This is a genomic window from Aneurinibacillus sp. XH2, from assembly GCF_001439585.2.
Lineage (GTDB): Bacteria > Bacillota > Bacilli > Aneurinibacillales > Aneurinibacillaceae > Aneurinibacillus > Aneurinibacillus thermoaerophilus.
This window is the reverse complement of the sequence record NZ_CP014140.1, coordinates 2,929,660-2,952,773: the sequence shown is the minus strand read 5'-3', so window position 1 is coordinate 2,952,773 and position 23,114 is coordinate 2,929,660. Positions and strand designations below refer to the sequence as shown.

Here is a 23,114-nt window from a genome sequence, read left to right as displayed (position 1 = left end):
GAGAGGAGAATATGCAGCGTGTGAATAAACTATTGTCTTCTTATAAGGTAAACGGGCGCTATTCATTCGAGGAAATTGTCAATGAAGTGACGGTAAAGCCGGAAGTTATAGAGTTGAGAAAAAAGCATCCGGAGATTGAAACGATTCATATTATGCGATCCCTTTCCCGTATCAAGCAGGCTATTGATGAAGCGGGCCATTGCCGCCGTTGCCCCGGGCTTGCCAAATGTCCGAATCTATTGTGGGGCCACAGGGCGGAACTTGGCTGGACCGGGGTTTCCATTGAAGTGCGCCATACTCCTTGTAAGCTTTATATGCTTGACAGGCAACAAAAAGAACGAGAAAAGCTAATTCGTACACACCATATCCCGAAGGAAATTTTGGCTGCTTCTTTTGCTTCAATAGAGGGAGATAAAGAGAGAATTGATGCGATCAATGCCGTTATGAATTTTTGTGTAACGGTCGAGCCCGGAAAGCCAGGGACAAAAGGGCTGTATTTCTACGGTCCGTTTGGCGTCGGCAAGAGCTACATGATGGGTGCGGCTGCCAAAAAGCTGGCTGAGCGCGGCATTGCTTCGCTTATGGTGTATACGCCCGACTTTTTCCGGGAAATTAAAGATGCGCTGAATGATAATACGGTTCAAGAAAAAATCGCGGTGCTGAAAGAAGTGCCCGTACTTATTCTTGATGATATCGGAGCTGAAACGCTTTCGCCTTGGGCACGTGACGAAGTCCTAGGCGCGATTTTGCAATACCGGGTAAGCGAAAATTTGCCTGTGCTTTATACGTCGAATTATACGTATGATGAACTGGAGGAGCACCTTGCTCATTCGCAAAAGGCAGGGGTCGAACAGTTAAAAGCGATGCGAATTATGGAACGGATCCGCTATTATACGGATGCGTACAAGGTGGATGGAATCAATCGCCGTATCCGCAAATAACTGTAAAGAAAGACTAGATGAGACAATGGAAAAAGGACGAGCGGGCAGTTTACATGAGTTTTTTACTTGTAGTGAATGACAAAAAGTGAAGACGAACGAAGTGGCCTGATGGAGCAGTAGGCAAGCAGGGGGCATTGTGTTACCATTAAAGGGTGAATGTAACGTTTGGAGGGATAAATCGTGGCGATTGACCAAATATTGGAACGAGCGCTGGCCGGGGAACGGCTGGAATTGGAAGATGGCCTCCGTTTGTATGAAAGCGATGAAATCGAAAAAATGGGTTACTATGCTAATAAAGTGATGGAGAAGTGGCATCCGGAGCCGATTGCAACATTTGTAATCGGGCGCAACATTAACTATACAAACGTGTGCGACACATACTGCCGTTTTTGTGCCTTTTATCGTCCGCCAGGATCGGACGAAGGGTATGTACTTCCGGATGAAGAAATTTTTAAGAAAATCCAGGAAACGGTTGATGTACAGGGAACGGAAATTTTGATGCAGGGAGGAACCAACCCGAATTTGCCTTTGGAATATTATACAAATTTGTTGCGCAACATTAAGAAGCGTTTTCCAAGCATTCACATGCATTCGCTGTCTGTGGCGGAAATCGTAAAAATATCCGAAGTATCGAAGAAACCGGTAGAGGAAGTGTTGCTTTTGCTTAAAGAAGCAGGACTCGACTCTTTGCCGGGTGCGGGTGCGGAAATTCTTGATGACCGGACGCGGAAAAAAATCAGTCGCCTAAAAGGCTCTTGGAAAGAATGGATCGATGTGATGAAAACCGCTAATCGGGTCGGTCTGTCAACAACAGCCACCATGGTTATCGGATTCGGTGAGTCGATGGAAGAGCGCGTGCTGCATTCGTTGCGTATACGTGAAGCGCAGGATGTAATGAAAGCGGAAGGTGGGCCTGGCTTCCTCGCTTTTATTTCTTGGACGTTCCAGCCGGACAACACCAATCTGAAAGCAGAGCGGCTTCCGGCCGAAGAATACTTAAAGAATGTGGCAATTACGCGCTTGCTGATCGACAATATCCCGAATTTCCAGTCTTCTTGGGTCACCATGGGGCCTGAAGTGGGCAAGTTGTCGCTTTCCTATGGTTGCAACGATTTTGGATCGACGATGATGGAGGAGAACGTAGTATCTGCTGCGGCCTGTACGTATAAGGTAAACACGAACCATATTTTGCAGTTGATTCGGGAAGCCGGCAAAACTCCGGCGCAGCGCAACACAAAATATGAAATCTTGCGCGTCTTCAAGGAAGGCGAAATGGCAGAAACCGATTTTGTGATGCAGAACTAGTAAGTATTTATAAATGAGCAAAAATGAATACAATAAATAGGGCTTTTCAGGACTGATTGTACAGTATAGATGCGTAAACGAAAGAAGCGCACATACATAGCAGTATGAGACATTTTCTTTCCTGCTCTGGTAAGGTTATACCATAGGAAAAGAAAAATGTCTCTCTTGTTTTTTATAAGGAGCATCTTTGGCCTTCACCTCATGTCTCTTCGTTTATAAAAATCAGGGTGTCGTAAGAATACGTGAGTATTCGTAAGAAAAACTTTAATTCATAGAGGGAGAGTAAAATGAATAAAACGGTAAAGGTTTTGGCTTGGGGTTTTGGCATCTGCTTATTATTGGTTGTCAGTTTAGTCATCTCGTTTAAAATTGGAACAAAGGGAAGCGAAAAGGAAATGGCCAAGATTAAGGCACAAGCCGAAAGTTATGTAAAAGAAAGATTTACAAGGCCAATGAAAGTATATGATTCGATGTATGATAACATGGGGAATTTCTCCTATTTTGACTATGCTGCCAAAGTGTATTCAGTTAATGAAAACAATCTATCTTTTCTTGTTTTTTATAATCAGGATACAAAGCAATTAGAGGATAACTATGTGGCTAGTAAATGGGGAAGGGATTTGGAAAAAGACTTGTTTCCTTTTGTAGAAAAAGAATGGGGAAAAGTAGATCACTTATGGGTAATATACGACGAACGGGTAGGATATGATTATGAAATTGACGTAAATAAAATGCCTGCTTATAATACCGTAGCAGCGAAGCCATTGATTATTATTGCCATTCCTCGAAAAAAAGAAGCGAAGGATAATGAACGGTATGATAAAACAATTGCGTTTTTGAAAAATCAATTAAAGCTCCAACATGCAGGTGTCTCTTTTGAATATATAAAGGACGGGGTTATTCTGGAGAAAGAAGGAATTTCCCGTGAATTTTAAGAAAGGACGATAATTTTGAGTGCCGGTCTTTACCTTTTTCTTCTTATTTTCAATTCTTTACTTTCAATCATGGTGTTTCCTGGATTTGTTCGGACATGGAAACAGCTCAAGACGGGTAGGATGAAAGGCAGAGCAATCGTTGTAGCGTTTTCTATTATTTGGTTGTGGATAGTCATTCTTTATCAAACTTTTGTTTATCTTGGATTTATAGATTAAGGGGTGACCGTATCGAAACGGGGGAATGGTACGCTATTTTCACTGTTAAACCGTTATGTGTATGATAGCAAGGATCATGTTGTCGATACGAACTATGGCGAGAAAGACAACAATAGCAAGATGAAATAAAATGGCCGCACAAAAAAAGACCCATTGAACAATCAATGGGTTCAAGGTAGGAGTGGAGAGATTAATTCAATTCCAGGAGGTGTCAACCCATTTAAGGGGGTTGTTTTTATTATAAACGTTTTTGAAAGCGTTATCAATATTATTTTCCAAATTTTTTAATCTTTTTTGAGGTTTTTTGATGGAACATCAGGAAAGAGGAAGTATAAGCTGGCTTGACTTTCACTTTCAGGATTACTATAATCAAAACAACAACATTATACTCAAAAGCAATGACAAGGACACGGTCCCAACCAACCGGTTTTCAGAGAGGAAAGTCGTAGGCTGTGAGCTTTCTAACACGAGGTTGTCGGACTACCCCCTTTAGCTGCCGACCGGAACGCGCATATGTGTCAGTATGGAAGGCCGGAATGACCGATTCCGTTATTTTAAATGAAGGGCATGGTTGGTGCATGTTAGCCTCCGTGCCGAAATAGGGTGGTACCACGAGAACAACACGCTCGTCCCTTGGGGGATCGAACGTGTTTTTTATTTTTATAAGGAGGAATTGTGATTATGTCTGTACTGCAAGTAACGCTGCCGGACGGTTCCAAACGCGAATACGAAGCCGGCGCAACTGTAGAAGATGTCGCTGCTTCCATCAGCCCGAGTCTTCGCAAAAAAGCGATTGCTGGTAAGGTGGATGGTAAGATTGTTGATTTAAAAGCAGTCATTCCACATGATGCTTCTGTGGAGATTTTGACGGAAGACAGCGAAGAGGCGCTTGAAGTGATGCGTCATAGCTGTGCGCATCTTATGGCACAGGCAATTAAACGTATTATTGGCGACGACAAAGTGCGCCTTGGCATTGGTCCGGTCATTCAGGACGGTTTTTACTACGATATCGACACCGATGTAACCATTACACCGGAGATGCTTGAGCAAATCGAAAAAGAAATGCAGAAAATTGTCAAGGAAAACCTGCCGATCGAGCGTCGCGTTGTATCCCGTGAAGAAGCGATCGGCATCTATAAAAAACTCAATGATCACCTGAAACTTGAGATTATTTCCGAACTGCCGGAAGACGCAGAGATCACGATGTATTATCAGGGCGAATTCTTTGATTTGTGCCGTGGGCCGCACGTACCTTCTACCGGAAGAATTAAAGCATTTAAGTTAATGAGCGTAGCTGGTGCATACTGGCGCGGCGACTCCGATCGTCAGATGCTGCAGCGCATTTATGGCACATGCTGGGCGAAGAAATCCGATCTTGATGAATATTTGCACTTCCTTGAGGAAGCCAGAAAGCGCGATCACCGCAAGCTAGGAAAAGAACTTGAATTGTTCATGTTTTCAGAAGAAGCTCCGGGCATGCCCTTCTACTTGCCGAACGGAATGATTATTCGCAATGAATTGGAAAAATATGCTCGTCAGCTGCAAATTGAGCGCGGCTATCAGGAAGTGCGCACGCCTCTCGTTATGAACCAGCGCCTGTGGGAGCAATCCGGTCACTGGGATCATTATCACGAAAATATGTATTTCACGGAAGTGGATAATACAAAATTTGCGTTGAAGCCGATGAATTGTCCGGGGCATATGCTTGTGTTCAAAAACAAAATTCATTCGTATCGCGACCTGCCGCTGAGAATGGCGGAGTTCGGCCAGGTGCACCGCCACGAATATTCCGGCGCGTTGAACGGAATGATTCGTGTCCGCACATTTACGCAGGACGACTCGCACATTTTCGTACGTCCGGATCAGATCGAATCCGAGATTAAGCATGTGATTGAATTGGTCGATAAGATTTACGGCGTATTCGGCTTCCCGTACAGCGTCGAACTGTCTACCCGTCCGGAAGATTCCATGGGTAGTGACGAACTGTGGGAGCTTGCGGAGCGTTCGCTGCAAAACGTGCTGGAAGAGTTAAAAATTCCATACCGCATTAATGAAGGGGACGGGGCGTTCTACGGTCCGAAAATTGACTTTCACATTCAGGATGCGATTAAGCGGAGCCATCAATGCGCGACGATTCAGCTCGATTTCCAGATGCCGGAGAAATTTGATCTCGCTTATGTGGGAGAAGATAACGCAAAGCATCGTCCGGTTGTTATCCACCGCGCGATTTACGGTTCGATCGACCGTTTTATCGGTATTCTAACCGAGCATTTCGCAGGCGCGTTTCCGACATGGCTGGCTCCGGTACAGGCGAAGTTGATTACAATCGCTGAGCCGCATATGGAATACGCGGAAAAAGTGAGAGAAAAAATGGCGGAAAAGGGGATCCGCGTTGAAGTGGATAGCCGTAACGAGAAAATTGGTTACAAAATCCGTGAAGCGCAGATGAACAAAATTCCGTTCATGCTTGTTATCGGCGATAAGGAGAAAGAGGACGGTACGTTGTCCGTGCGCCGTCGCGGTGAAGGCGATCTCGGAGCGAAGAAAGTGGATGAAGTGATCAAACTTATTCTTGACGAAATCGAGACAAAGAAATATTAAGGTTAGCAGGAAAAAAGAATTAACGCCAGTCATTCATGATGCAAAAAGACCCTGTTTTTAGTAAAAACAGGGTCTTTTTGCATATTTTTTACGCTGAAATCACGGAACGCCATTCTTTTCATTTGTATGACGTAATCATGTCACTATCTCAAATGTGATTTTTTATAATGTAAAATTGTTTATTTCTTTCTTTAATTCATCTGATATTTTATGAAGCGAATTTGTCGATGCAACGATTTTTTCCGAGAACGTAAGCTGTTCCTTGGATGAATCAGCAACACTGCGAGTATTTTGCGCAGTGTTTTCGGAAATGTAAGCAAGTTGCTCAAAGGAGGCAGTTAATTGTTCGGTGCTTGCTGATATTTCTTCCGTTGCTGCGGAAATGTCTTGTATTTGCCCGGTGACATTTTGAATAGATTGCAGAATCTCTTGAAATGCGACACCGGCTTTATTAACAACCGCGGTGCCTTGCTGAGCTTCCTGGGTTCCCTTTTGTATTTTTTCAACAACCTGCATCGTCGTTTTTTGTATCGTTTCAATTAAATGATAAATTTGTTCGGAAGACTCTTTGGATTGTTCGGCTAATTTTCGCACTTCATCCGCCACAACTGCGAATCCTTTTCCGTGTTCGCCTGCACGAGCGGCTTCGATTGCCGCATTGAGGGCCAGTAGGTTTGTTTGATTTGCAATATTGCCAATCACCTCAACTATTTTTCCGATTTCCTTTGAATGCTGGTTTAATGTCTCAATAATCGAGGCGGATTCCTGGGCGGATGAGTTAATTGAGCTTATTTGTGCAACGGTTTCGTCTATGATTTCATTTCCCTGTTTCGCTTTCATTAGAACCTGCATAGTCGATTCTGAAACGTTTGCAGCCGATTCGGCAATGCGTTGTATGCCGATAGCGATTTCATTCATCGCTTTCTTGTTTTCTTCCATTCCCTGCATTTGTGTTTCTGCACTTTCGGAAATTTTTTGCACATTGCTCGTTATTTTGTTTAATGTTTCGGAAGAATGTTCAGATGAAGCAAGAAGTTCCTGAGCAGAAGCAGTTACGTGGCTTGTTGTTTCATTTACTTTTTTGATAAGAGTACGCAGATTAGACATCATGTAATTAAAAGAATTGGATAGTTGACCGATTTCATCTTTCGATTCGTACTCTATCTTTGCATTTAAGTCTCCCTGGGCTGCTTGTTCAATAGCCATAACAACCTTTTTTAGTGGGTTGATCACTAACCATTGCGTAAATAAGGCAATGATGATTGTTGTCGAAAAGAAGCTAATAAAAGTATTAACATATAATTCAATACGTTCATTTATAAACTGATCAATAAGAGAGTTTAGATAGGCGGAGGCAAAAAAGCTGACGAGCAGACTTATGATAACAGCAACGATCATTTTGTTCCGTAGACTTCGTTGCACAGACGCGATGTCAGTAAACATGAATTCATTTTTTGTTGAGGAATTTTTTCTATATGACATGTTATTCTCCTCCTTAATTGCTTGTTTTTAATATAAATTTTATAATAAATAGAACTTTATTCATAGTTCTATATTACATGTTAGAAAACAGAAAGTTTCTTTTCAGGAAAATTATCCTTTCTGAAAAAATTACAAAAATAAGGGGACAGCCTTGACGGAGTAACCGGCATCCGCTATACTACTAGAAGTGTAAAGAATATAACGGAATCCAAAGCAGAAGCACCCGCTTCTCACCTGCATGATGCACATGGTGTTGTCGACAGGTATGCTTAATCCATAATATCGGGTTATATTTATGGAATAGAATGCGGGCGCAGTGTGTCCGCATTTTTGCTTTGGTCCAAAATCTTTTGGAGGTGGCAGGCTATTAGCAAAGAGCATTTAGTCAATGAGGAAATCCGCGCTCGTGAGGTTCGTTTGATTGACACGGATGGTCAACAGATCGGGATCGTTTCTTTGCGAGAAGCACTTCGTCTGGCTCAGGAAAAAGATCTTGACTTGGTGAACATGGCGCCGAATGCGAAGCCGCCGGTATGCCGTATCATGGACTACGGTAAGTTCAGATACGAACAGCAGAAAAAAGAAAAGGAAGCTCGTAAAAATCAAAAAGTGGTTGACGTGAAAGAGGTTCGTCTGTCACCGACTATTGAAGAGCATGATTTTCAGACAAAGCTGCGCAATACCGTAAAGTTTCTGGAGAATGGAAACAAAGTGAAGCTCACGATTCGTTTCCGCGGGCGTGCGATTACTCACGCTGAGCTCGGACAGCAAGTCATGGAAAAGCTTGCGAAAGAAGTAGAACACATCTCTACAGTAGAGCGCAAGCCTAAGATTGAAGGGCGCAGTATGATCATGATTCTGGCGCCAAAAAGCGACAAGTAATTTTTCTTGATTGGAGGATTTGTACGATGCCAAAAATGAAGACCCACAGCGGTGCTGCCAAGCGTTTTAAAAAGACTGGAAGCGGCAAATTGAAGCGTTCCCATGCGTTCACAAGCCATATTTTGGAGAAGAAATCTCCGAAGCGTAAGCGTAATCTACGCAAAGGTGCGCTCGTTTCTAAAGGCGATCAAAAACGTATCGCTTCTCTGTTAACGTACGTGAAGTAATTTTGATTTGAAAAATGTAGGAGGAGAACATCAATGCCAAGAGTAAAAGGTGGAAATGTGGCGCGCAAACGCCGCAAAAAAGTATTGAAGCTTGCAAAAGGTTATTTTGGTTCCAAACACCGTTTATTTAAATCCGCAAACGCGCAAGTCATGAAGTCTTTGCTGTACGCTTATCGTGATCGCCGTCAACGTAAGCGTGACTTCCGTAAACTGTGGATTACTCGTATTAATGCGGCAGCTCGTATGAATGGTTTGTCCTATAGCCGTTTTATGCATGGTCTGAAAGAGGCGGGACTGGAAGTCAATCGCAAAATGCTGGCTGACCTGGCTGTAAACGACAAAGAAGCGTTTGCTCAACTGGCAAACACGGCAAAAGAAAAGCTGAACGCGTAATTGAATACGTAGATGAAAAGCGGGGTAGAATAATGTTCTACTCCGCTTTTGCTTTATACCTGCTGTTCTTGCCTGGTGGATAGGTTGTCCCGTTTTCGGCAGCAGTAAACAAAAGCCGGCGGGATATTGAGTGGTACAAAATCGATGTCTACCTGTTCAAAACGCTTATGAAGCTGGCGTTTCATTTGTTGCGAATATTGGAAAGCGATGAATAAGCCGCCAGGTTTGAGCGCTTTTTCTACGCCGTCCATAATGGCATCGCGCAACTCTTGCGGAAAATTGGCGAACGGTAGCCCCGATAAAATATAGTCGAAATTTTGAATCTTGAGTTTGCACATTACGTTATAAATATCGGAAGCGTTATTGTAGTAGGATAAGTCAGGATACATGTTTTGAAGCCGGTTCCTCATGTTATCATCTTTTTCAAATACGACCAGTTTGCAGTCATTGCGTTTATTTTTACGCAAATATTCCGTAAAAATTCCGGTTCCCGCGCCCAGTTCAGCGATCGCTTTCGCATTTGCAAAATCAATCGGTTTTATCATCGCGCGAGCCAAAAAGCGGGAGCTTGGTGTTACACTACCTATGCTTCTTGGAGAACTTAAAAATTTATAGAGGAAAAGCAGTTTTCCCATGTGTTCCTCCTTGTGTGGGTATTGTCATTATTATAACAGTAACATACTTCTAGACCAAACAAATCCGTCGACAGGCGGAAAACACATTGAAAAAGGGTTTGGACAGGCGGATAGCGAAAAAGTAAAAGGAAAGAAGAAGTGAAGGAGGATATAGATATGGCTTTTATGAACCCATCGAACGAAGAACGGCGCAAGATTCTTGAAGAAGCGAAAACCATTGCTGTCGTTGGCTTGTCTAACAAACCGGAGCGGACGAGCTACATGGTGTCTCAGGCGATGCAAAACAATGGGTATAAGATTATTCCGGTCAATCCGACCATTGAAGAATCGCTTGGAGAGAAAGCGGTTAGCTCGCTGACAGAAATCAAGGAGCCGGTAGATATCGTCAACGTGTTTCGTCGCAGCGAAGAGGTAGGCCCAGTGGTAGATGACGCTATTAAAATCAAGCCGAAAGTAATCTGGATGCAGCAGGGTGTTTATAACGAGGAAGCCGCGAAAAAAGCGCAGGAAGCAGGGATTACCGTTGTTATGGATCAGTGCATTAAAGTGGATCATGCCTTGCTTGTAAGAAAATAAGCAAAAGCAAGGAAAACGTGCGGTCAATCCCGCGTCTCAAAAATCGTGAGATTTTAACTTTTCAGCCAAGAAGTCTCCCACTTCTAAACGTGAAGGTGCTTTCGTCACCAGTGAAAGTGGGGGATGAATTGGCTTCGGACAAGGACAGGCTAAAGCCTGTTCAATTGTCCGACATTTTGATAAAATCAACCTATGATGTTCTTTGATAACTGGATATATAGGGTTGCATGGAGAAATAAAAATGCGAAAACCAAGCTGACCCTTCCATGCGTAAAATATCCAAGGTAAGAAAGAACCCCGAATCGTCCATCTAGGGCAGGAACTGTCCGAAGTAACGCTCAAGGAGACGAAAGAGTACTTTCGTCGAGGAGTTGAGAAGCTCCCACTTCAAGCGTTAGCTAAGTGGCGAGTAGTTCACTAGCTCCCTAGGATCGTTGCTTTTTTCAAAAATCTCATGTTCATCAGACACTATATAAATCTAACTTGAATCTTCAACTTTTGTGTAATTGACGGAAATTTTGTCCATACTGCTCCTAAGAACCTACGATGGTAAAGGAGCGGAATCAAGAATGAAGCGAGTAAAAATTACGAACACTCATGGCTGGACAGCCAAAACATGACGAAAACAAGAACGGAAAGTCAAAGATCCTGCCTTACGAGCGCGTGTCATGGCGGTTCGTCTTGTCATGGAAGGCTATCTTGGAAAAGAGGTCGCCGCCATGCTCAATCTTCATCGTCAATCTGTCTCTACCTACGTTGCGATCTTTAACCAGGGTGGTGTAGACGCTTTACTCGAGCGGAAAAAATCGCCTGGAAAAGAACCGTATCTGACAGAAGAACAACAGGCGGAATGGAAACGAATCATTTTAGAAAGCACACCTGCCGAACAAGGACTGGAAATGTATGCTTCATGGGATACGCGCATCCTGCAAACGTTTTTGAAAGAAAAATTCGGCGTTTCCATGACTCGTGTTGGCATTCTAAAAATGCTCCGTCGGTTGCGTCTCCGTTATACACGTCCTACCTATACACTGGCGAAAGCCGATGCAAAAAGACAGGAAGCTTTTGTCACACAAATGAACATGATAAAAAAAACTTGATCACAGAGGATACGGTTCTGCTTTATGAAGACGAAAGCCACATTCGTTCCTATCAAGTACTGCGCTCTACATGGGCAGAAGTAGGCAAGCAGAAACAAATTCCTACTTATGGACATCACGTAAGTGTAACATTATTCGGTGTGGTCAACGTGCTGGACGGAGATGTTCTTTGTATGCAGTCAGATACGTGTAATGCCGAAGCTTTTCTTTCTTTTTTACAAAAAACATTGGAACGTTATCCAGAGAATTATATCGTAATGGTACTTGACAATGCACGTATTCATCACGCCAAACTCATTCAGCCATTTTTGGAAGAAAATAAAGAACGCCTCTACCTGATGTTTTTGCCGCCTTATTCACCCCATCTCAATCCGATTGAACGGTTATGGAAATGGATGAAAGAGAGCGTGATTGCGAATCGATTTCATAAAAACAAGAATGAAATCCAAAAATCCATTGATTCTTTTTTAGAGGGAATTAAAGATTGCACAGAGCAAGTGCTACAGAGAATTGGTTGCCTGCCCGAGATGTCGAAATGTTAAGTTAGATTTATATATATTCAAAACCTCCTTTACTGGGTATTGAAAATATAATATCTATTACATTTTGATTGAATGATTCTCCTTTTTTTAGCCCTTTACCAAATATTATATCATAAAGACATTTTTTTCCTATAACTATGTTAAAATAAGTAAAGGAGATAATTGAATCAATTTCATAACTCGGAGCCTTAGAGCCCCAAGGGTTTCAGGAGCTTAAAAAAGTAGCACCTCCCCAAGTTTTACTTACAAACATGTGTTAAAAACTCGATAATCCCTGTAAAAACGCAGTTTTTAATGGGTAATTATGAAATTGATTAAATTATTTAACGATTTGAAGATTTGTTTTCTCTACTATATCAAGGAGATTACACAATGTCTGTAAAAAAGAAAGTCTTACTTGGGTTAATTATATTAATCCTTATATTTGCTGGGGTTATTGGTTATGTATACTATTCTCTCTTTTATTCAATGTCTAATCTTCCTAAGGGTGATTTTATAAAAAAAGTTGATTCTCCTGATAAAAACTATACTATACAAATGTATATTGTGAATGGGGGAGCTACTGTATCGACAGCAGTTCGAGGTGAGCTAATAACAAATAAAAAAGGAACTAAAAAAAATATTTATTGGGATTATAAAACATCTGATACGAATGTAAAATGGCTGGATAATGACACAGTATCTATAAACGGGCACGAAATTAACGTAGAAAAAGATGTATATGACTTTAGAAGAAAATAATCCGATAGTTTGTATTGAAACTAAAAGAAATTCTTGAATAATTGCGTAATATGAAAACCCTAGTAAACAAAATGTGTTAAATATACTACTTTACAATCCGTATACAGAATAAATATTGATGTGGAATTGAATTTTCCCTTTAAAATCAACATTTTCGGGGTAGTGTCATGATGTTCACACTACCCTTAATAAATAGTATTTTGTTACATTTAAACTATTTATTAATATATTTATACATAAATCAATTTCATAACTTGGAGCCTTAGAGCCCCAAGGGTTTCAGGAGCTTAAAAAAGTAGCACCTCCCCAAGTTTTACTTACAAACATGTGTTAAAAACTCGATAATCCCTGTAAAAACGCAGTTTTTAATGGGTAATTATGAAATTGATTAACATAAAATTCAATTTTGGTATTTACATCCATATTAAATTACATTATAATTCAATTATATTCCAATTTTTATAATATTTGAGGAGAGAGAAACTATGAAAAAAAGAAGTATTGCAGCAGTGATTTTATCGTAAGCATTAACACTAACAACGGGGGTTAGTGCAATGGCTTCTGAAGAAGCACCAAATTCAGTTCTACAAAAGACTGATGTGCAAGTATTAGCTAGTTACCCAAATATTACATCTAGCTTCTCGAAAACCTTGAAAAACAATGCTGCCTATATTGCATACTATGCTATGTGGGATAAAGATCAAGGAACATATCCTGCAGGTACAGGACTAGAATTTGCCTCCAAAGTTAAAAGCGGTGGGGAATGGGATTATAAAAGGACTCTCGGCCCTTCTACTAAATATGAATACAATGGATATGCTATGAGAGGTGAGGATCTCGGTAACGTACATTATGGTTTTGTTGGTAGAGCGGCAGGCTTCGCTCCTACAATTTTAAGAAGCGCAGCAGGTGCTTATCAAATTTATAGCGGAACTTCCATGCCTAACTGGTGGAGTTCTTATTTTGACGATCCGATAGACCAACAATATATTAATTTTGGAATAAATATGTGGGACAATGGTACTCTTCCTAAAACCCTTTCTGCAATGCAAACAGAATCTATGACCCCTTCTATTGAAGATGCACAATTATTTAACTTATTAACTGACAGCGAGAAAAAGGAGATAGAAGAGAAAGCTAAGAAAAATTCAGCTAAGATTAAAAAAGAATTAAAAGAACAAGAACAAAAGCAACAACAAGAAAATAAATAGTTTTTTAAAAGCAAAAAGCCGATTTTTTTTACCTGAAAAATCGGCTTTTTGCTTTTAATCAAAGAATGGCTGGAAAAATCATATTAAATAAAGATTTAGATCAATAAACACATACATCATGTTTATGTAAATCACTAGACTTGCCCAAAATTAGAAACAAAATTTGCCATCTACAAAGAAACGAAGGATTCCCTATGCAGCTTGCAGCTGTTTTTGAATAAAATCCAGCGACTCTCCTGCTCTTGCTGCCCGATAGACAAATTCAATCCAGCTTTGGCTTTTTTTACCCGCCATCGCTGTAATCCATCTAGAAGTGTAGCGTGTCCTGTAAGGATGCAAAAAGCAGCGGTAAAAGATAGCAGTGTCCAGAAACGATGAATTGCTTTTGTACTTCGTACTTGATAACGGTCAAACGAAAAATTACCCTTTATCGTTCGAAAGTATGTTTCAATTACCCATCGCTTGCTATAGTAGGATAGAATTTGTTCACTAGATAACGAAATATCTGTACTTAGAAAAGCTCGCATGTTTTTCAAGGTAAGCGACTCAGCGGCATCCCAACATAAAAGCACTACAGCATTTTCAACCATGTTTAGTTTTCCTTCATAACGATAAACACGATAGGAAGTGTGACCGACGGTCACAAGGTCGGTATCACTTTCTCTAATATGGTTCGCAAATTCTTTCAATGATTGACGAATCCCTTGCGGATAAAAAATGCGATTGGTTTTTAAGCCGCTGATTACATGACATCCAGATTGTGCGGCTGTTTCAAGTACACTTTTGGCAGGATACCATGTATCAATAAGAAGATATTTCTTCTGTGAACAACGTGGTAAATTCGCTACAAGCTCACAGGCCAGTTGAATTTTACTTTGCTTCTTGGATTCATATCGTTTGAAATCATAGGGAATCACGCAATCACCACAACGCAGTACTTGTTGAACCATCTCATACCCCCATACCTGTTTTCCTTTTGTATGGGAATAATGAAAACCAGTTCCCTGTATGGATAACATCGCCTGTGACGAAGGCTTTTTTTTCTCACAAATGGTATCGTCTATGATAATGAAGATCGGTTCTTCTGTGCGTTTCGCTTCTTGTCGAATCATTTTCCAGGTTTTTTCCTGGATGATGCGCATGAGGTAGTTTTCATCCCATTTTCCGTGTGATAAGAAATGACTGAGTGTACGCTGATTTCGTGAATGGCAGCCTTCTCGGTGAATATCGGTAAGGGTACCAGAGAAGCCACGGGTCATGACACCATCTATAAAGAAGCTGACCTGCCAAACAAAGGAAGTCAGCTTCTTTATACATAGAATTAATCATCTTGCTCCTCATGCTTATCGTTTTTTTCTGCCTGCTTATTGTCATCTGTGGCAGATACATCTTTCTTTTCCTTCTCTTCCTCTTTTGATTTTTTTTCCTTTTTTGGTTTGCGTGGCACTTGTTCCATTACGGCTGCCAGATTCGGATTCCCGTTTTTGCGAAGCGAATGGGCAATCTCTTTCGGATCTATTCCTTCCGCGACCATGCGGTCAATTTTCGCCAAATCCCCTTCGCGGATGCCGTAACTACGAAGCTGGTTTATTGTATTCGCATCTAATCCCTGACCTGCGGCCGAAGCCTCGGTTACGGCCTGTTGTCCTGGGTTAGCGGGTGTGACGCCGGAAGAGGTGGCTACCGAAGATGAATAAGAGGCACTCGCTTCTCTTTGTTTTTGGGATGTTTTCGTTTCGTTTTGTTCTTTGCTTGCCGAAGAGGAAGATACCGTATAGCCTGGCTCCGAATAAAGGCCTTCCGCTTTCGCTTCGTCGAGCGTTTTATTAAGTGGAATGAGTACGACTCCGGTTTCCGTAACTTTAGAAGAGGTTGCATTTTCTGTTTTGGATAAAGGGGTGTTGGTTGCCGATTGTCCGTTTGAAGGCGAAACGTTGTTAGGTTTTATAAACAGAGTGGCGAACGCGAAAGCGAGAAGAACCATCGCAGCTCCTCCAGCGATAATATACAGACGTTTTACTGACGTTCGCGATTGCAACCATTTGTTCATTTGCCGATGCTTCCTTTCTTTCAAAGTCCTCCTACATAATATTCGCATATTCTCTTCCCTTTTTGAAGGGTGTATATAAAATTGATAGCGTTTTTTAACAAATTGCAAACGATAAGAGGATGTGAATTTATCAAGTTAAATGTATTATTTAAAGAGAAAACGGGAAAGCAGGGGGAGTTATGCAAATCAAATGTTCAGATCAGCGCCCTGTTGTTGCGATAGCCGGGGCAAGCGGTTTTGTTGGACAGGCACTAATGAAGCGGCTTATGAACAATTACCGTGTGATTGGATTGACACGGAACGAGAAAAAGGTCAGCGAATCCGAACGGAGCAGATGCCTGAACCTGGAATGGCGACAAGCGGATTTGTTTTCCTTGTTGGAAGCGGAAAAAGGTTTGCAAGGGGTGGACTACGCTTTTTATCTTGTTCGCACGGGAGTACCGTCGGCGCGCCTGACACAAGGGAAGATTCAGGATATGGATGTCATCTTGGCGGACAATTTTGCGCGTGCCGCGAAAAAAGCGGGCGTCAAACAAATCATTTATCTGGGCGGCCTTATTCCGGAGCAGGCAAATGGTGTACCCGGCTGTTTGCAAAGCCGCCTTGAAGTAGAAGCAGCATTGCGGGCGCATGGCGTACCGGTTACGGTTTTGCGAGCTGGCATTGTCATAGGAGCTGGCGGTTCCTGTTTTCGGATGATTTTGCGTTTGATTCGCCATCTTCCGATGATGATCTGCCCGCGTTGGATGTCGTCCGAGGTGCATCCGATTGCGCTTCAGGATATTGTGGTATTGCTTGCAGCGTGCATAGGGCGGGAAGAGACGTATAGCCAGTCTATCGATGTAGGCGGTTCGGATACGTTGACATATAAACAGATGATTTTGCAAATTGCTGAGCTTATGGGGAAGAAGCGCCGCCTGTATTCCGTACAATTTTTGGCACCGGTAGTGTCGAGCCTGTGGTTGACAGCGGTAACCGGGATACCGTTACAACAGGTCAAGTCATTCGTTGGTAGCATGAAATATCCACTTATAGGGAAGAGAAGATGGTTACAGCAACGATTGGGGTTGCCCGGATTGCCGTTTGCTGAGGCGGCTTGCCTAGCATTGCAGGAAGAAGCAAGGGGAAAAACGGAAAAGAGAAAGCAAGCTGCTTTATTTGGCGGCAAGCACAGGAAAAAGAAACGGCTTAATAATGTGCGTTCAGTGCAGCGTTTCGTTCTCCCCAGGGGAAGAAACGCGGACTGGGCGGGACGAGAGTATGCAGAATGGTTGCCCAGGCATTTAAAACCGATGATTAGGGTATACCAAAAAAAGGATGGACGCTTATGGTTTTTGCTTGCAGGCGTGAAAAAACCATTATTGGAACTGACATACTCTAAGGAACGGAGTACACCTGACCGCACGCTTTATTACATTACCGGGGGAATATTGGCCCGGGTTGATACGCAACGCAGGGGAAGGATGGAATTCCGCCAAGTGTTGGATGGAAGATATGTAATTGTTGCGATTCACGAGTTTATTCCGCGAATGCCATGGTTTTTGTATAGAGCAACACAGGCGCTTGTGCATCTTTGGGTGATGCGCAGTTACGGACGGTATCTTCATCTACAGGCGGAACGTATTGGAGGCTAAGTAATAATAGTTCCGATTTGTTCACCGTATCGCAGAAAAGTTCCTCCCCTGATCCGTTCGTTAAGCGCAATTTTATCCTTTTTAAACAAAAGGATAACCGTGGAGCCGAACTCAAACAGGCCGACTTCTTCCCCCTTTTTGTATACCGGCCCATCGTTTAGGCGCTTTGAATACATTTGACCGTTTTTGACGTTTGTGGCGTGTTCGCCATACGCTACCTTTACGCTTCCCACGATAAACGCTCCGACCTTGACGATCGCTATCTCTCCGGCAGAAGTGCTGGCATACGTAATGAGGCGTTCGTTTTTTGTAAACAGACCTGGCACATGGTATACACCGATGCTGTTTACGGGAAACAGGCGCCCAGGAATGTATGTCAGTTTCGTTAACCGCCCGTCGAGCGGCATGTGAATGCGGTGATAATCACGCGGACTCAAATAAATTGTAAGAAATGTCCCACCTTCATATTTAGCGGCTGTTTCTTCTGAACAACCAAGCAATTGTTTGACGGTATAATTTATATTTTTTGCCTGAATAAGCGTTCCCTGATGAATGGGACCAAACTGTGCCACCTTGCCGTCTACAGGACTTACGATGGCTTCCGGAAGCGGGCAAACCGGCCGGGTGCCCGCTTTTAATTTCCGGGTAAAAAAAGCGGTCAGATGCGGATATTCGGCAACCGGCTTTTCAATCTCTTCAGTGTTTATATTAAAAATAGAGATATACGGCTTAATGAAGTATTTGCTCAATCGCGAGCGTCCCAGTCTTCCGGCCAGCCTGGAAAGCGTGTTTTGCGGCAGTAGGGTTATTATTCGTTTTGCCAAAGGACCAATCACTTTTGTTATCCTTTCTATAACAGTATAGTTAACTTTCTTATTGTAGCACAAAACCGTTTACCAATCTCTTATCTTTTCATCGTCCTCATTGTAATCTCCGTCTCCGTTTAAGTCCCACCAGTTTTTTCCTCGCAAAGACCTGGCGTATTCGATTTCTGACGCGGAGGCCCCCATGCTTTCCAGAGCTTGAATTTGAATTTCAAGGCATTTCATTTCTGCATCCATTCCTGTCCATACTTCATTGGGAACGGCCTCCTTATACGTATAGAGGTAGTCGTGGTACAGCTTGGAATGGTAAGCGTCATGGGCGATTGTGCTGGCGTACCATGTAAGCGAAGCGTTAACAGTCGACGCCCCGACTTTATAAGTTGGCGGTGTTTCGTACGCGGCCATTCCGCTAAAGTTATGCTGTTGGATTCTACCGATGTAAGTGACCGTTATCTTGTAAGCGTCTGGCGCTTTTTCTTGTAATAATTTTAAAGCAGCTTTTGTTTTAGTAATAAAATTTTTGTCTCCGGTGATTTGAATGGATGGAGAAGAGAGGGCGCTATGTCCGGCTGGTGCAGCTTTTACTTTAACCGTGCGGGTAGTCGCCGCGTTCACGGATAGATCGCCATGAAGAAAGAGTGTACAAATAATAAGAAGCAAAATAACAGGATTCATAGGGGCGCGGCTCCTTTCCTAGGGAAATGTTGTATCATTCATTTCGAGGAACGCACCAGAAATCCTTTAGTTATTATTTCTTAATATGGAAGAAACATGGAGAAGAAGTTGAAGAATAGGAGAGAGGAGTACGGCAAAAAATACAATCATCTAAAATAAACTTGAGAAGGAGTGTGAAATAGATGGGTGAAAGAAGATTTCGGCAGTATACTCACCAAAATCCGCTGGGGCATATTCATGAAGAAGATACCCCGTATCTCGGGGAAGCAAAAGAACCGGCAAAACCTGCCCCATCCGGACAGGTAAGAAATGCTTCGAAAATGGAAAATTCGGGGGATATGCGGCTAGGAAAAGAATAAATCAAGACTTTTAAGGGCGCTTTGAATGAGGCGCCTTTTTATATTAGATGGAACCGGTGAAGCGGCAAAAGACAAGCGCGCTCCCATTTTTTGAAAGCCATGATGTTGATGAAATATAGTAAGTTTGAAGACTTTACACTAATTGAGCAGTTTAATATTTTCATAAAGAACAAAAGTACATGTTTCTAGTGTATGATAAACCATAAATGAGACGTTAGATATAAAGGGACGAGGAATTGGAATGAAACAGGTGATAATTTGGCTTATTCGAGCTGGTTTATTTGGCGTATTTTTCTTATTGACTTTTTATTTATTTGATTGGGACTTTGTCAGGCGGCAGGGAGAGCGGCTGTTGTGTCATCCCGGCTGGTTGGTGTGGATGGCGCTTGCTTATTTGCTAGCATTCGGGTTACGCGCTCTGGCGTGGCGGACGTATTTGCGGGGGCATGTCTCTTTTTCCGCCTGCCTGCATGGGCTATTTTACAGTTTGTTTATAAACCATGTGCTACCTGTAAAAGCAGGGGATATCATTCGAATTGGATATATAGTGAAGCGGGAGGCGATCTCTTGGAGCGAAGCCGTTCATTCCGTGGTAGTACTACGCTTGCTTGATATGCTTGTGTTGGGCGGTATGGCAGCTGCTGGAATTTTAGCATTAGGGCTTTCATTGCCTACCGTCGTATTTTGGTTTGCGCTTGCGGGAAGTATTGCGGTGGTAGGTGTAGTGTATACGTGGTTAAAAAAAAGTGAGCGGGGCTTTTTGCGAAAACACGTCCACATGCTACGGGATGGATTGGCCGGCCAGCGCGGCTTCTTGATTGTCGTAGCCACAATTTTCAGTTGGGTACTTGAAGCGTGGGTGATCTATGGTGTTGTCCGCGCGCTTGCGCTCGACATTTCATTTCTGGAAGGAGTCTGGGCAAATAGCGTGACAATTGCCGGACAAACGTTTCATTTTACTCCAGGTGGTGTGGGGACATATGAAAGCGTGATGAGCTTTTCATTGGCAGCACTGGGCACGGAATGGCAGGACGCCTATCTTGCGACGCTACTAAGCCATGCGTTTAAGTTTGTATTTTCATATGTGGCAGGACTTTACGTTTTGTTTTGCGCTCCGCTTTCCGTAGGTGAGATGCGTGAATGGATAAAAGGAAGAATGCAGCCGAATAATGAAAAATGAAATGTGTCATACTATTATAATGACGAATTTTACGAAGATGAAAAAAGAGGTGAACGGAAATGAAGGCGGGCTGGTGGAGGCGCTGGTTGCGCGAAAAACGGAACACCAAGCGTAAAACGGAAGAGCGGGTGCTTCTTATGCCTGAAGAAAGGGAGTTAGCTTTAATACTTCAGGAGTTAAGAGGAAAAGTAGAGCAAGCTCAGGAAGAAAGGCGGCTGGATTATGAAATGTATGATGAATGTCGCCAGCTTTTGTTTCGGCTCGATTTGCTGGTGCCGTATTCAGGCATCATGCCGCCCGCTTTGCAGGAAAGGATCGCCAATCTGATTATGGAAGATACGCCCAGATTGCTTTATCCGTATTTGGCTCTGGGAGAAGAAAGCATGCGGAGTGTCCGGCGCGAGGCGGTTGCAGGCATCCGTTTCATGGCGGCGGAAGCGAAGCGGATTGTGGGCGCCATCCAAGAATATGAGCGCCAGGGATTGGCGAGCCAGGCTGCTTTTATTTCCAGCTGGTACAAAAAAAAGTAAAACACATTTTGCAAATATGATTGACAAAAAAAGTTCATCTGGTTTAATATTATGTTTAATTAAAAGATGTAACCGGTTACCTATTTTATAGCTTTTTGTTTTTGTATGTTTTTTTATAGTGTGTGTAACCGATTACATAAAATAGTGATGGGAAGGAAGAAACAGATGCCCACCATCAGAGACGTATCGAAGCTTGCGGGGGTTTCCGTGGCGACCGTATCACGCGTACTGAATCGTAGCGGCTATGTTCACGAGGAAACGGAGCGCAAAGTGTTAAAGGCGATTAAAGAATTGAATTATACGCCCAACTTCGTTGCCCGGAGCTTAACCAACAAGAAAACGGGCACAATTGGCCTGATGGTGCCCGATATTACAAACCCGTTCTTTCCGGAATTGGCTCGTGCTGTGGAAGACGTGATGCAACAGTATGGATATACAACCATTCTCGGCAATTCCGATGAAAACCCACAAAAAGAAAAGCAGTATATCCAATTGCTGAAACAAAAATATATTGATGGCGTGATCCTTGCTTCAACGGCGTTGACGGCAGAAGAGGTACATACGTTCAAAGTACCGGTTGTTGTATTGGATCGAGTGGTTTTATCCGACAACATTCCGATGGTGACTTCGAAAAACAGGGAAGGAGCCCGGGAGGCGACTCGCTTTCTTTTGAAACAAGGTTGCAGGAAAATCGCGCATCTTAGAGGGCCTGTGCAGCTCAGAATTGCTGATGAGCGTTGCCATGGATACCTCGATGTGGTAGAAAAATTGGAATGGTTCCATCCAGGGCTTATTGTTGCCAGCAATTACGATATGCGCCAGGCTATGCAGGCGACGCTGGAACTCCTGAAGAAGCATCCGGATATTGACGGGATTTTTGCTGGAAACGATATAATAGCCATCGGCGCGATGCGGGCGGTGCAGCTGCTTGGTATTTCAATACCAGAAGAAATGGCGATTATCGGCTACGATGGCATCACGATGGGAGAAATCGTGTATCCGGAACTGACGACAATGGCTCAGCCGATTTATGAGATGGGCGCGCTCGCCGCGCGTATGCTGATTAAGATGATCGAAAAACAGCCGCTTGATACTTTGTATTATGAACTGGATGTGCAGCTCATCGAGCGAGGGACTACGAGGAAGGGATAAATAATGAAACGACCAAAGATTGTTGTCATAGGCAGTATTAACATGGATCTGGTAACAGAGACACCGCGGGTACCCGCATTGGGGGAAACCGTGCTCGGCAGCAAATTTTCCACGCTTCCCGGCGGAAAAGGTGCTAATCAGGCAGTGGCCTGCGCACGACTCGGAGCTGATGTTTATATGATTGGGTGCGTAGGAGAGGATAGCTTCGGCACCATGCTTATAGATAATCTCAAAAAAGAAGGGGTTCGCGTGGACGGTGTGGAACCGGTTACACAAACAGCGACAGGCATTGCTTCGATTGTGGTCGAGAATGGGGATAATTCCATTATTGTCGTCCCGGGCGCTAACCATGCCCTGACCCCGGACAAAGTTCGCCGTGTCGAAGCCATGATTCGGGAAGCAGATGTGGTATTGCTGCAATTAGAAATTCCGCTGGACACTGTGGTAGAAGCGGTGCGTATTGCGCGCAAGGCTGATGTTCCGGTTATCGTAAATCCGGCCCCAGCGGCCGAATTGCCGCAGGAAGTGCTTAAAGATATTACCGTTCTGACGCCAAACGAGTACGAACTGGCTATTCTCCTTGGCAAGAAGCCGGGGGAGCATGGGGACTTCAGGGGCCTTATGGCGTCGTATCACGGAAAGTTGGTGATGACCAAAGGAAGCGACGGTGCATACTACAGCGATGGTAACGGAAATATTCGACATCAGCCTGGCTTTCAAGTCGAAGTGGTGGATACGACGGGCGCAGGCGATACATTCAACGCAGCGCTGGCCGTCATGATTGGCCAGGGCTGTTCGATAGCAGAAGCGGTACACTATGCGGTTGCGGCAAGTGCGTTATCGGTTACAAAGTTCGGGGCGCAAGGCGGCATGCCGTCTCATGAGCAGGTAGTCACTTTTTTGAAGCAAACATAGTAAGACAA

24 protein-coding genes and 1 other annotated feature are annotated in these 23,114 nt (G+C 43.2%); of the genes, 18 read left to right on the top strand and 6 right to left on the bottom strand.

The genetic code is table 11. The features are described from left to right. The first annotated feature begins 11 nt into the window (after positions 1–11). The 4 genes from dnaI (at position 12) to thrS (ending at position 5,998) form a co-directional block, all read left to right on the top strand. A complete protein-coding gene (gene dnaI, locus ACH33_RS14640) occupies positions 12–941 on the top strand; it encodes a primosomal protein DnaI (RefSeq protein WP_057899680.1) in 930 nt (309 codons plus the stop codon). Between the two features lie 177 nt (positions 942–1,118). Next, complete coding sequence (mqnC, locus tag ACH33_RS14635) at positions 1,119–2,246, top strand: cyclic dehypoxanthinyl futalosine synthase (protein ID WP_057899679.1); 1,128 nt, start codon at positions 1,119–1,121, stop codon at positions 2,244–2,246. Positions 2,247–2,533: 287 nt separating this feature from the next. After that, positions 2,534–3,181: a hypothetical protein gene (locus ACH33_RS14630; protein WP_057899678.1), complete on the top strand. Its 648-nt coding sequence runs from the start codon at positions 2,534–2,536 to the stop codon at positions 3,179–3,181. An 897-nt stretch (positions 3,182–4,078) separates the two neighbouring features. Further along, complete coding sequence (gene thrS / locus ACH33_RS14625) at positions 4,079–5,998, top strand: threonine--tRNA ligase (protein WP_057899677.1); 1,920 nt, start codon at positions 4,079–4,081, stop codon at positions 5,996–5,998. Positions 5,999–6,160: 162 nt separating this feature from the next. Here thrS and ACH33_RS14620 read toward each other — a convergent pair whose 3' ends face one another. After that, positions 6,161–7,480, bottom strand: a complete 1,320-nt coding sequence (locus ACH33_RS14620; RefSeq protein ID WP_057899676.1) for a methyl-accepting chemotaxis protein — start codon at positions 7,478–7,480, stop codon at positions 6,161–6,163. A 205-nt stretch (positions 7,481–7,685) separates the two neighbouring features. After that, positions 7,686–7,820, top strand: a sequence feature (ribosomal protein L20 leader region). Here ACH33_RS14620 and infC point away from each other — a divergent pair. The 3 genes from infC (at position 7,811) to rplT (ending at position 8,982) form a co-directional block, all read left to right on the top strand. Continuing rightward, complete coding sequence (gene infC, locus ACH33_RS14615) at positions 7,811–8,362, top strand: translation initiation factor IF-3 (protein WP_236781897.1); 552 nt, start codon at positions 7,811–7,813, stop codon at positions 8,360–8,362. Its footprint overlaps the feature before it by 10 nt. A gap of 26 nt (positions 8,363–8,388) precedes the next feature. After that, positions 8,389–8,589 (top strand): 50S ribosomal protein L35, encoded by a 201-nt coding sequence (rpmI, locus tag ACH33_RS14610; RefSeq protein WP_057899675.1) that lies wholly within the window; start codon positions 8,389–8,391, stop codon positions 8,587–8,589. A 33-nt stretch (positions 8,590–8,622) separates the two neighbouring features. Then, the gene (gene rplT / locus ACH33_RS14605) at positions 8,623–8,982 is read left to right on the top strand and encodes a 50S ribosomal protein L20 (RefSeq protein ID WP_057899674.1); all 360 of its coding nucleotides are present in this window, start codon (positions 8,623–8,625) and stop codon (positions 8,980–8,982) included. Between the two features lie 53 nt (positions 8,983–9,035). Here rplT and ACH33_RS14600 read toward each other — a convergent pair whose 3' ends face one another. Next, positions 9,036–9,617 carry a class I SAM-dependent methyltransferase gene (locus tag ACH33_RS14600; protein ID WP_057899673.1) on the bottom strand — a complete coding sequence of 194 codons (582 nt, stop codon included), beginning with the start codon at positions 9,615–9,617 and terminating at the stop codon, positions 9,036–9,038. 156 nt (positions 9,618–9,773) lie between these two features. Here ACH33_RS14600 and ACH33_RS14595 point away from each other — a divergent pair, with 156 nt between their 5' ends. The 5 genes from ACH33_RS14595 (at position 9,774) to ACH33_RS14575 (ending at position 13,787) form a co-directional block, all read left to right on the top strand. Beyond that, complete coding sequence (locus tag ACH33_RS14595) at positions 9,774–10,193, top strand: CoA-binding protein (protein WP_057899672.1); 420 nt, start codon at positions 9,774–9,776, stop codon at positions 10,191–10,193. Positions 10,194–10,861: 668 nt separating this feature from the next. After that, positions 10,862–11,293 (top strand): winged helix-turn-helix domain-containing protein, encoded by a 432-nt coding sequence (locus ACH33_RS14590; RefSeq protein ID WP_327874982.1) that lies wholly within the window; start codon positions 10,862–10,864, stop codon positions 11,291–11,293. Next, the gene (locus ACH33_RS14585; RefSeq protein WP_082706086.1) at positions 11,290–11,835 is read left to right on the top strand and encodes an IS630 family transposase; all 546 of its coding nucleotides are present in this window, start codon (positions 11,290–11,292) and stop codon (positions 11,833–11,835) included. Before ACH33_RS14590 ends, ACH33_RS14585 begins: the two co-directional genes overlap by 4 nt. A 372-nt stretch (positions 11,836–12,207) precedes the next feature. Beyond that, complete coding sequence (locus tag ACH33_RS14580; RefSeq protein WP_162265043.1) at positions 12,208–12,576, top strand: DUF5412 family protein; 369 nt, start codon at positions 12,208–12,210, stop codon at positions 12,574–12,576. A gap of 554 nt (positions 12,577–13,130) precedes the next feature. Beyond that, entirely contained in the window at positions 13,131–13,787 is a 657-nt protein-coding gene (locus tag ACH33_RS14575) for a polymorphic toxin type 44 domain-containing protein (RefSeq protein ID WP_057899671.1), read from the top strand. Between the two features lie 170 nt (positions 13,788–13,957). Here the strand turns inward: ACH33_RS14575 and ACH33_RS14570 are convergent, their stop codons facing one another. Continuing rightward, positions 13,958–15,058: an IS701 family transposase gene (locus ACH33_RS14570; protein WP_257721612.1), complete on the bottom strand. Its 1,101-nt coding sequence runs from the start codon at positions 15,056–15,058 to the stop codon at positions 13,958–13,960. A 50-nt stretch (positions 15,059–15,108) separates the two neighbouring features. After that, positions 15,109–15,837 carry a hypothetical protein gene (locus tag ACH33_RS14565; protein ID WP_057899670.1) on the bottom strand — a complete coding sequence of 243 codons (729 nt, stop codon included), beginning with the start codon at positions 15,835–15,837 and terminating at the stop codon, positions 15,109–15,111. Between the two features lie 179 nt (positions 15,838–16,016). Here ACH33_RS14565 and ACH33_RS14560 point away from each other — a divergent pair, with 179 nt between their 5' ends. Further along, positions 16,017–17,471, top strand: coding sequence for an NAD-dependent epimerase/dehydratase family protein (locus ACH33_RS14560; RefSeq protein ID WP_057899669.1), 1,455 nt, complete (start codon positions 16,017–16,019; stop codon positions 17,469–17,471). On the opposite strand, the gene asd is transcribed toward ACH33_RS14560, so the two are convergent. Together asd and ACH33_RS14550 are read right to left on the bottom strand one after the other, a co-directional pair. Beyond that, positions 17,468–18,295, bottom strand: coding sequence for an archaetidylserine decarboxylase (gene asd, locus ACH33_RS14555; RefSeq protein ID WP_057900408.1), 828 nt, complete (start codon positions 18,293–18,295; stop codon positions 17,468–17,470). The two genes, ACH33_RS14560 and asd, sit on opposite strands and share 4 nt — an antisense overlap. Positions 18,296–18,364: 69 nt before the next feature. Then, positions 18,365–18,970 (bottom strand): hypothetical protein, encoded by a 606-nt coding sequence (locus ACH33_RS14550; RefSeq protein ID WP_057899668.1) that lies wholly within the window; start codon positions 18,968–18,970, stop codon positions 18,365–18,367. A gap of 182 nt (positions 18,971–19,152) precedes the next feature. On the opposite strand from ACH33_RS14550, the gene ACH33_RS19460 reads away from it, so the two are divergent. The 5 genes from ACH33_RS19460 (at position 19,153) to rbsK (ending at position 23,106) form a co-directional block, all read left to right on the top strand. Continuing rightward, complete coding sequence (locus ACH33_RS19460; RefSeq protein WP_156424087.1) at positions 19,153–19,329, top strand: hypothetical protein; 177 nt, start codon at positions 19,153–19,155, stop codon at positions 19,327–19,329. Positions 19,330–19,570: 241 nt separating this feature from the next. Continuing rightward, on the top strand, positions 19,571–20,509 hold the full coding sequence (locus ACH33_RS14545) for a lysylphosphatidylglycerol synthase transmembrane domain-containing protein (RefSeq protein WP_057899667.1): 939 nt from the start codon (positions 19,571–19,573) through the stop codon (positions 20,507–20,509). 59 nt (positions 20,510–20,568) lie between these two features. Further along, positions 20,569–21,039 (top strand): hypothetical protein, encoded by a 471-nt coding sequence (locus ACH33_RS14540; protein ID WP_156424086.1) that lies wholly within the window; start codon positions 20,569–20,571, stop codon positions 21,037–21,039. Positions 21,040–21,204: 165 nt separating this feature from the next. Continuing rightward, on the top strand, positions 21,205–22,191 hold the full coding sequence (locus tag ACH33_RS14535) for a LacI family DNA-binding transcriptional regulator (RefSeq protein ID WP_057899665.1): 987 nt from the start codon (positions 21,205–21,207) through the stop codon (positions 22,189–22,191). Between the two features lie 3 nt (positions 22,192–22,194). Beyond that, complete coding sequence (gene rbsK / locus ACH33_RS14530; protein WP_057899664.1) at positions 22,195–23,106, top strand: ribokinase; 912 nt, start codon at positions 22,195–22,197, stop codon at positions 23,104–23,106. Positions 23,107–23,114 lie beyond the last annotated feature (8 nt).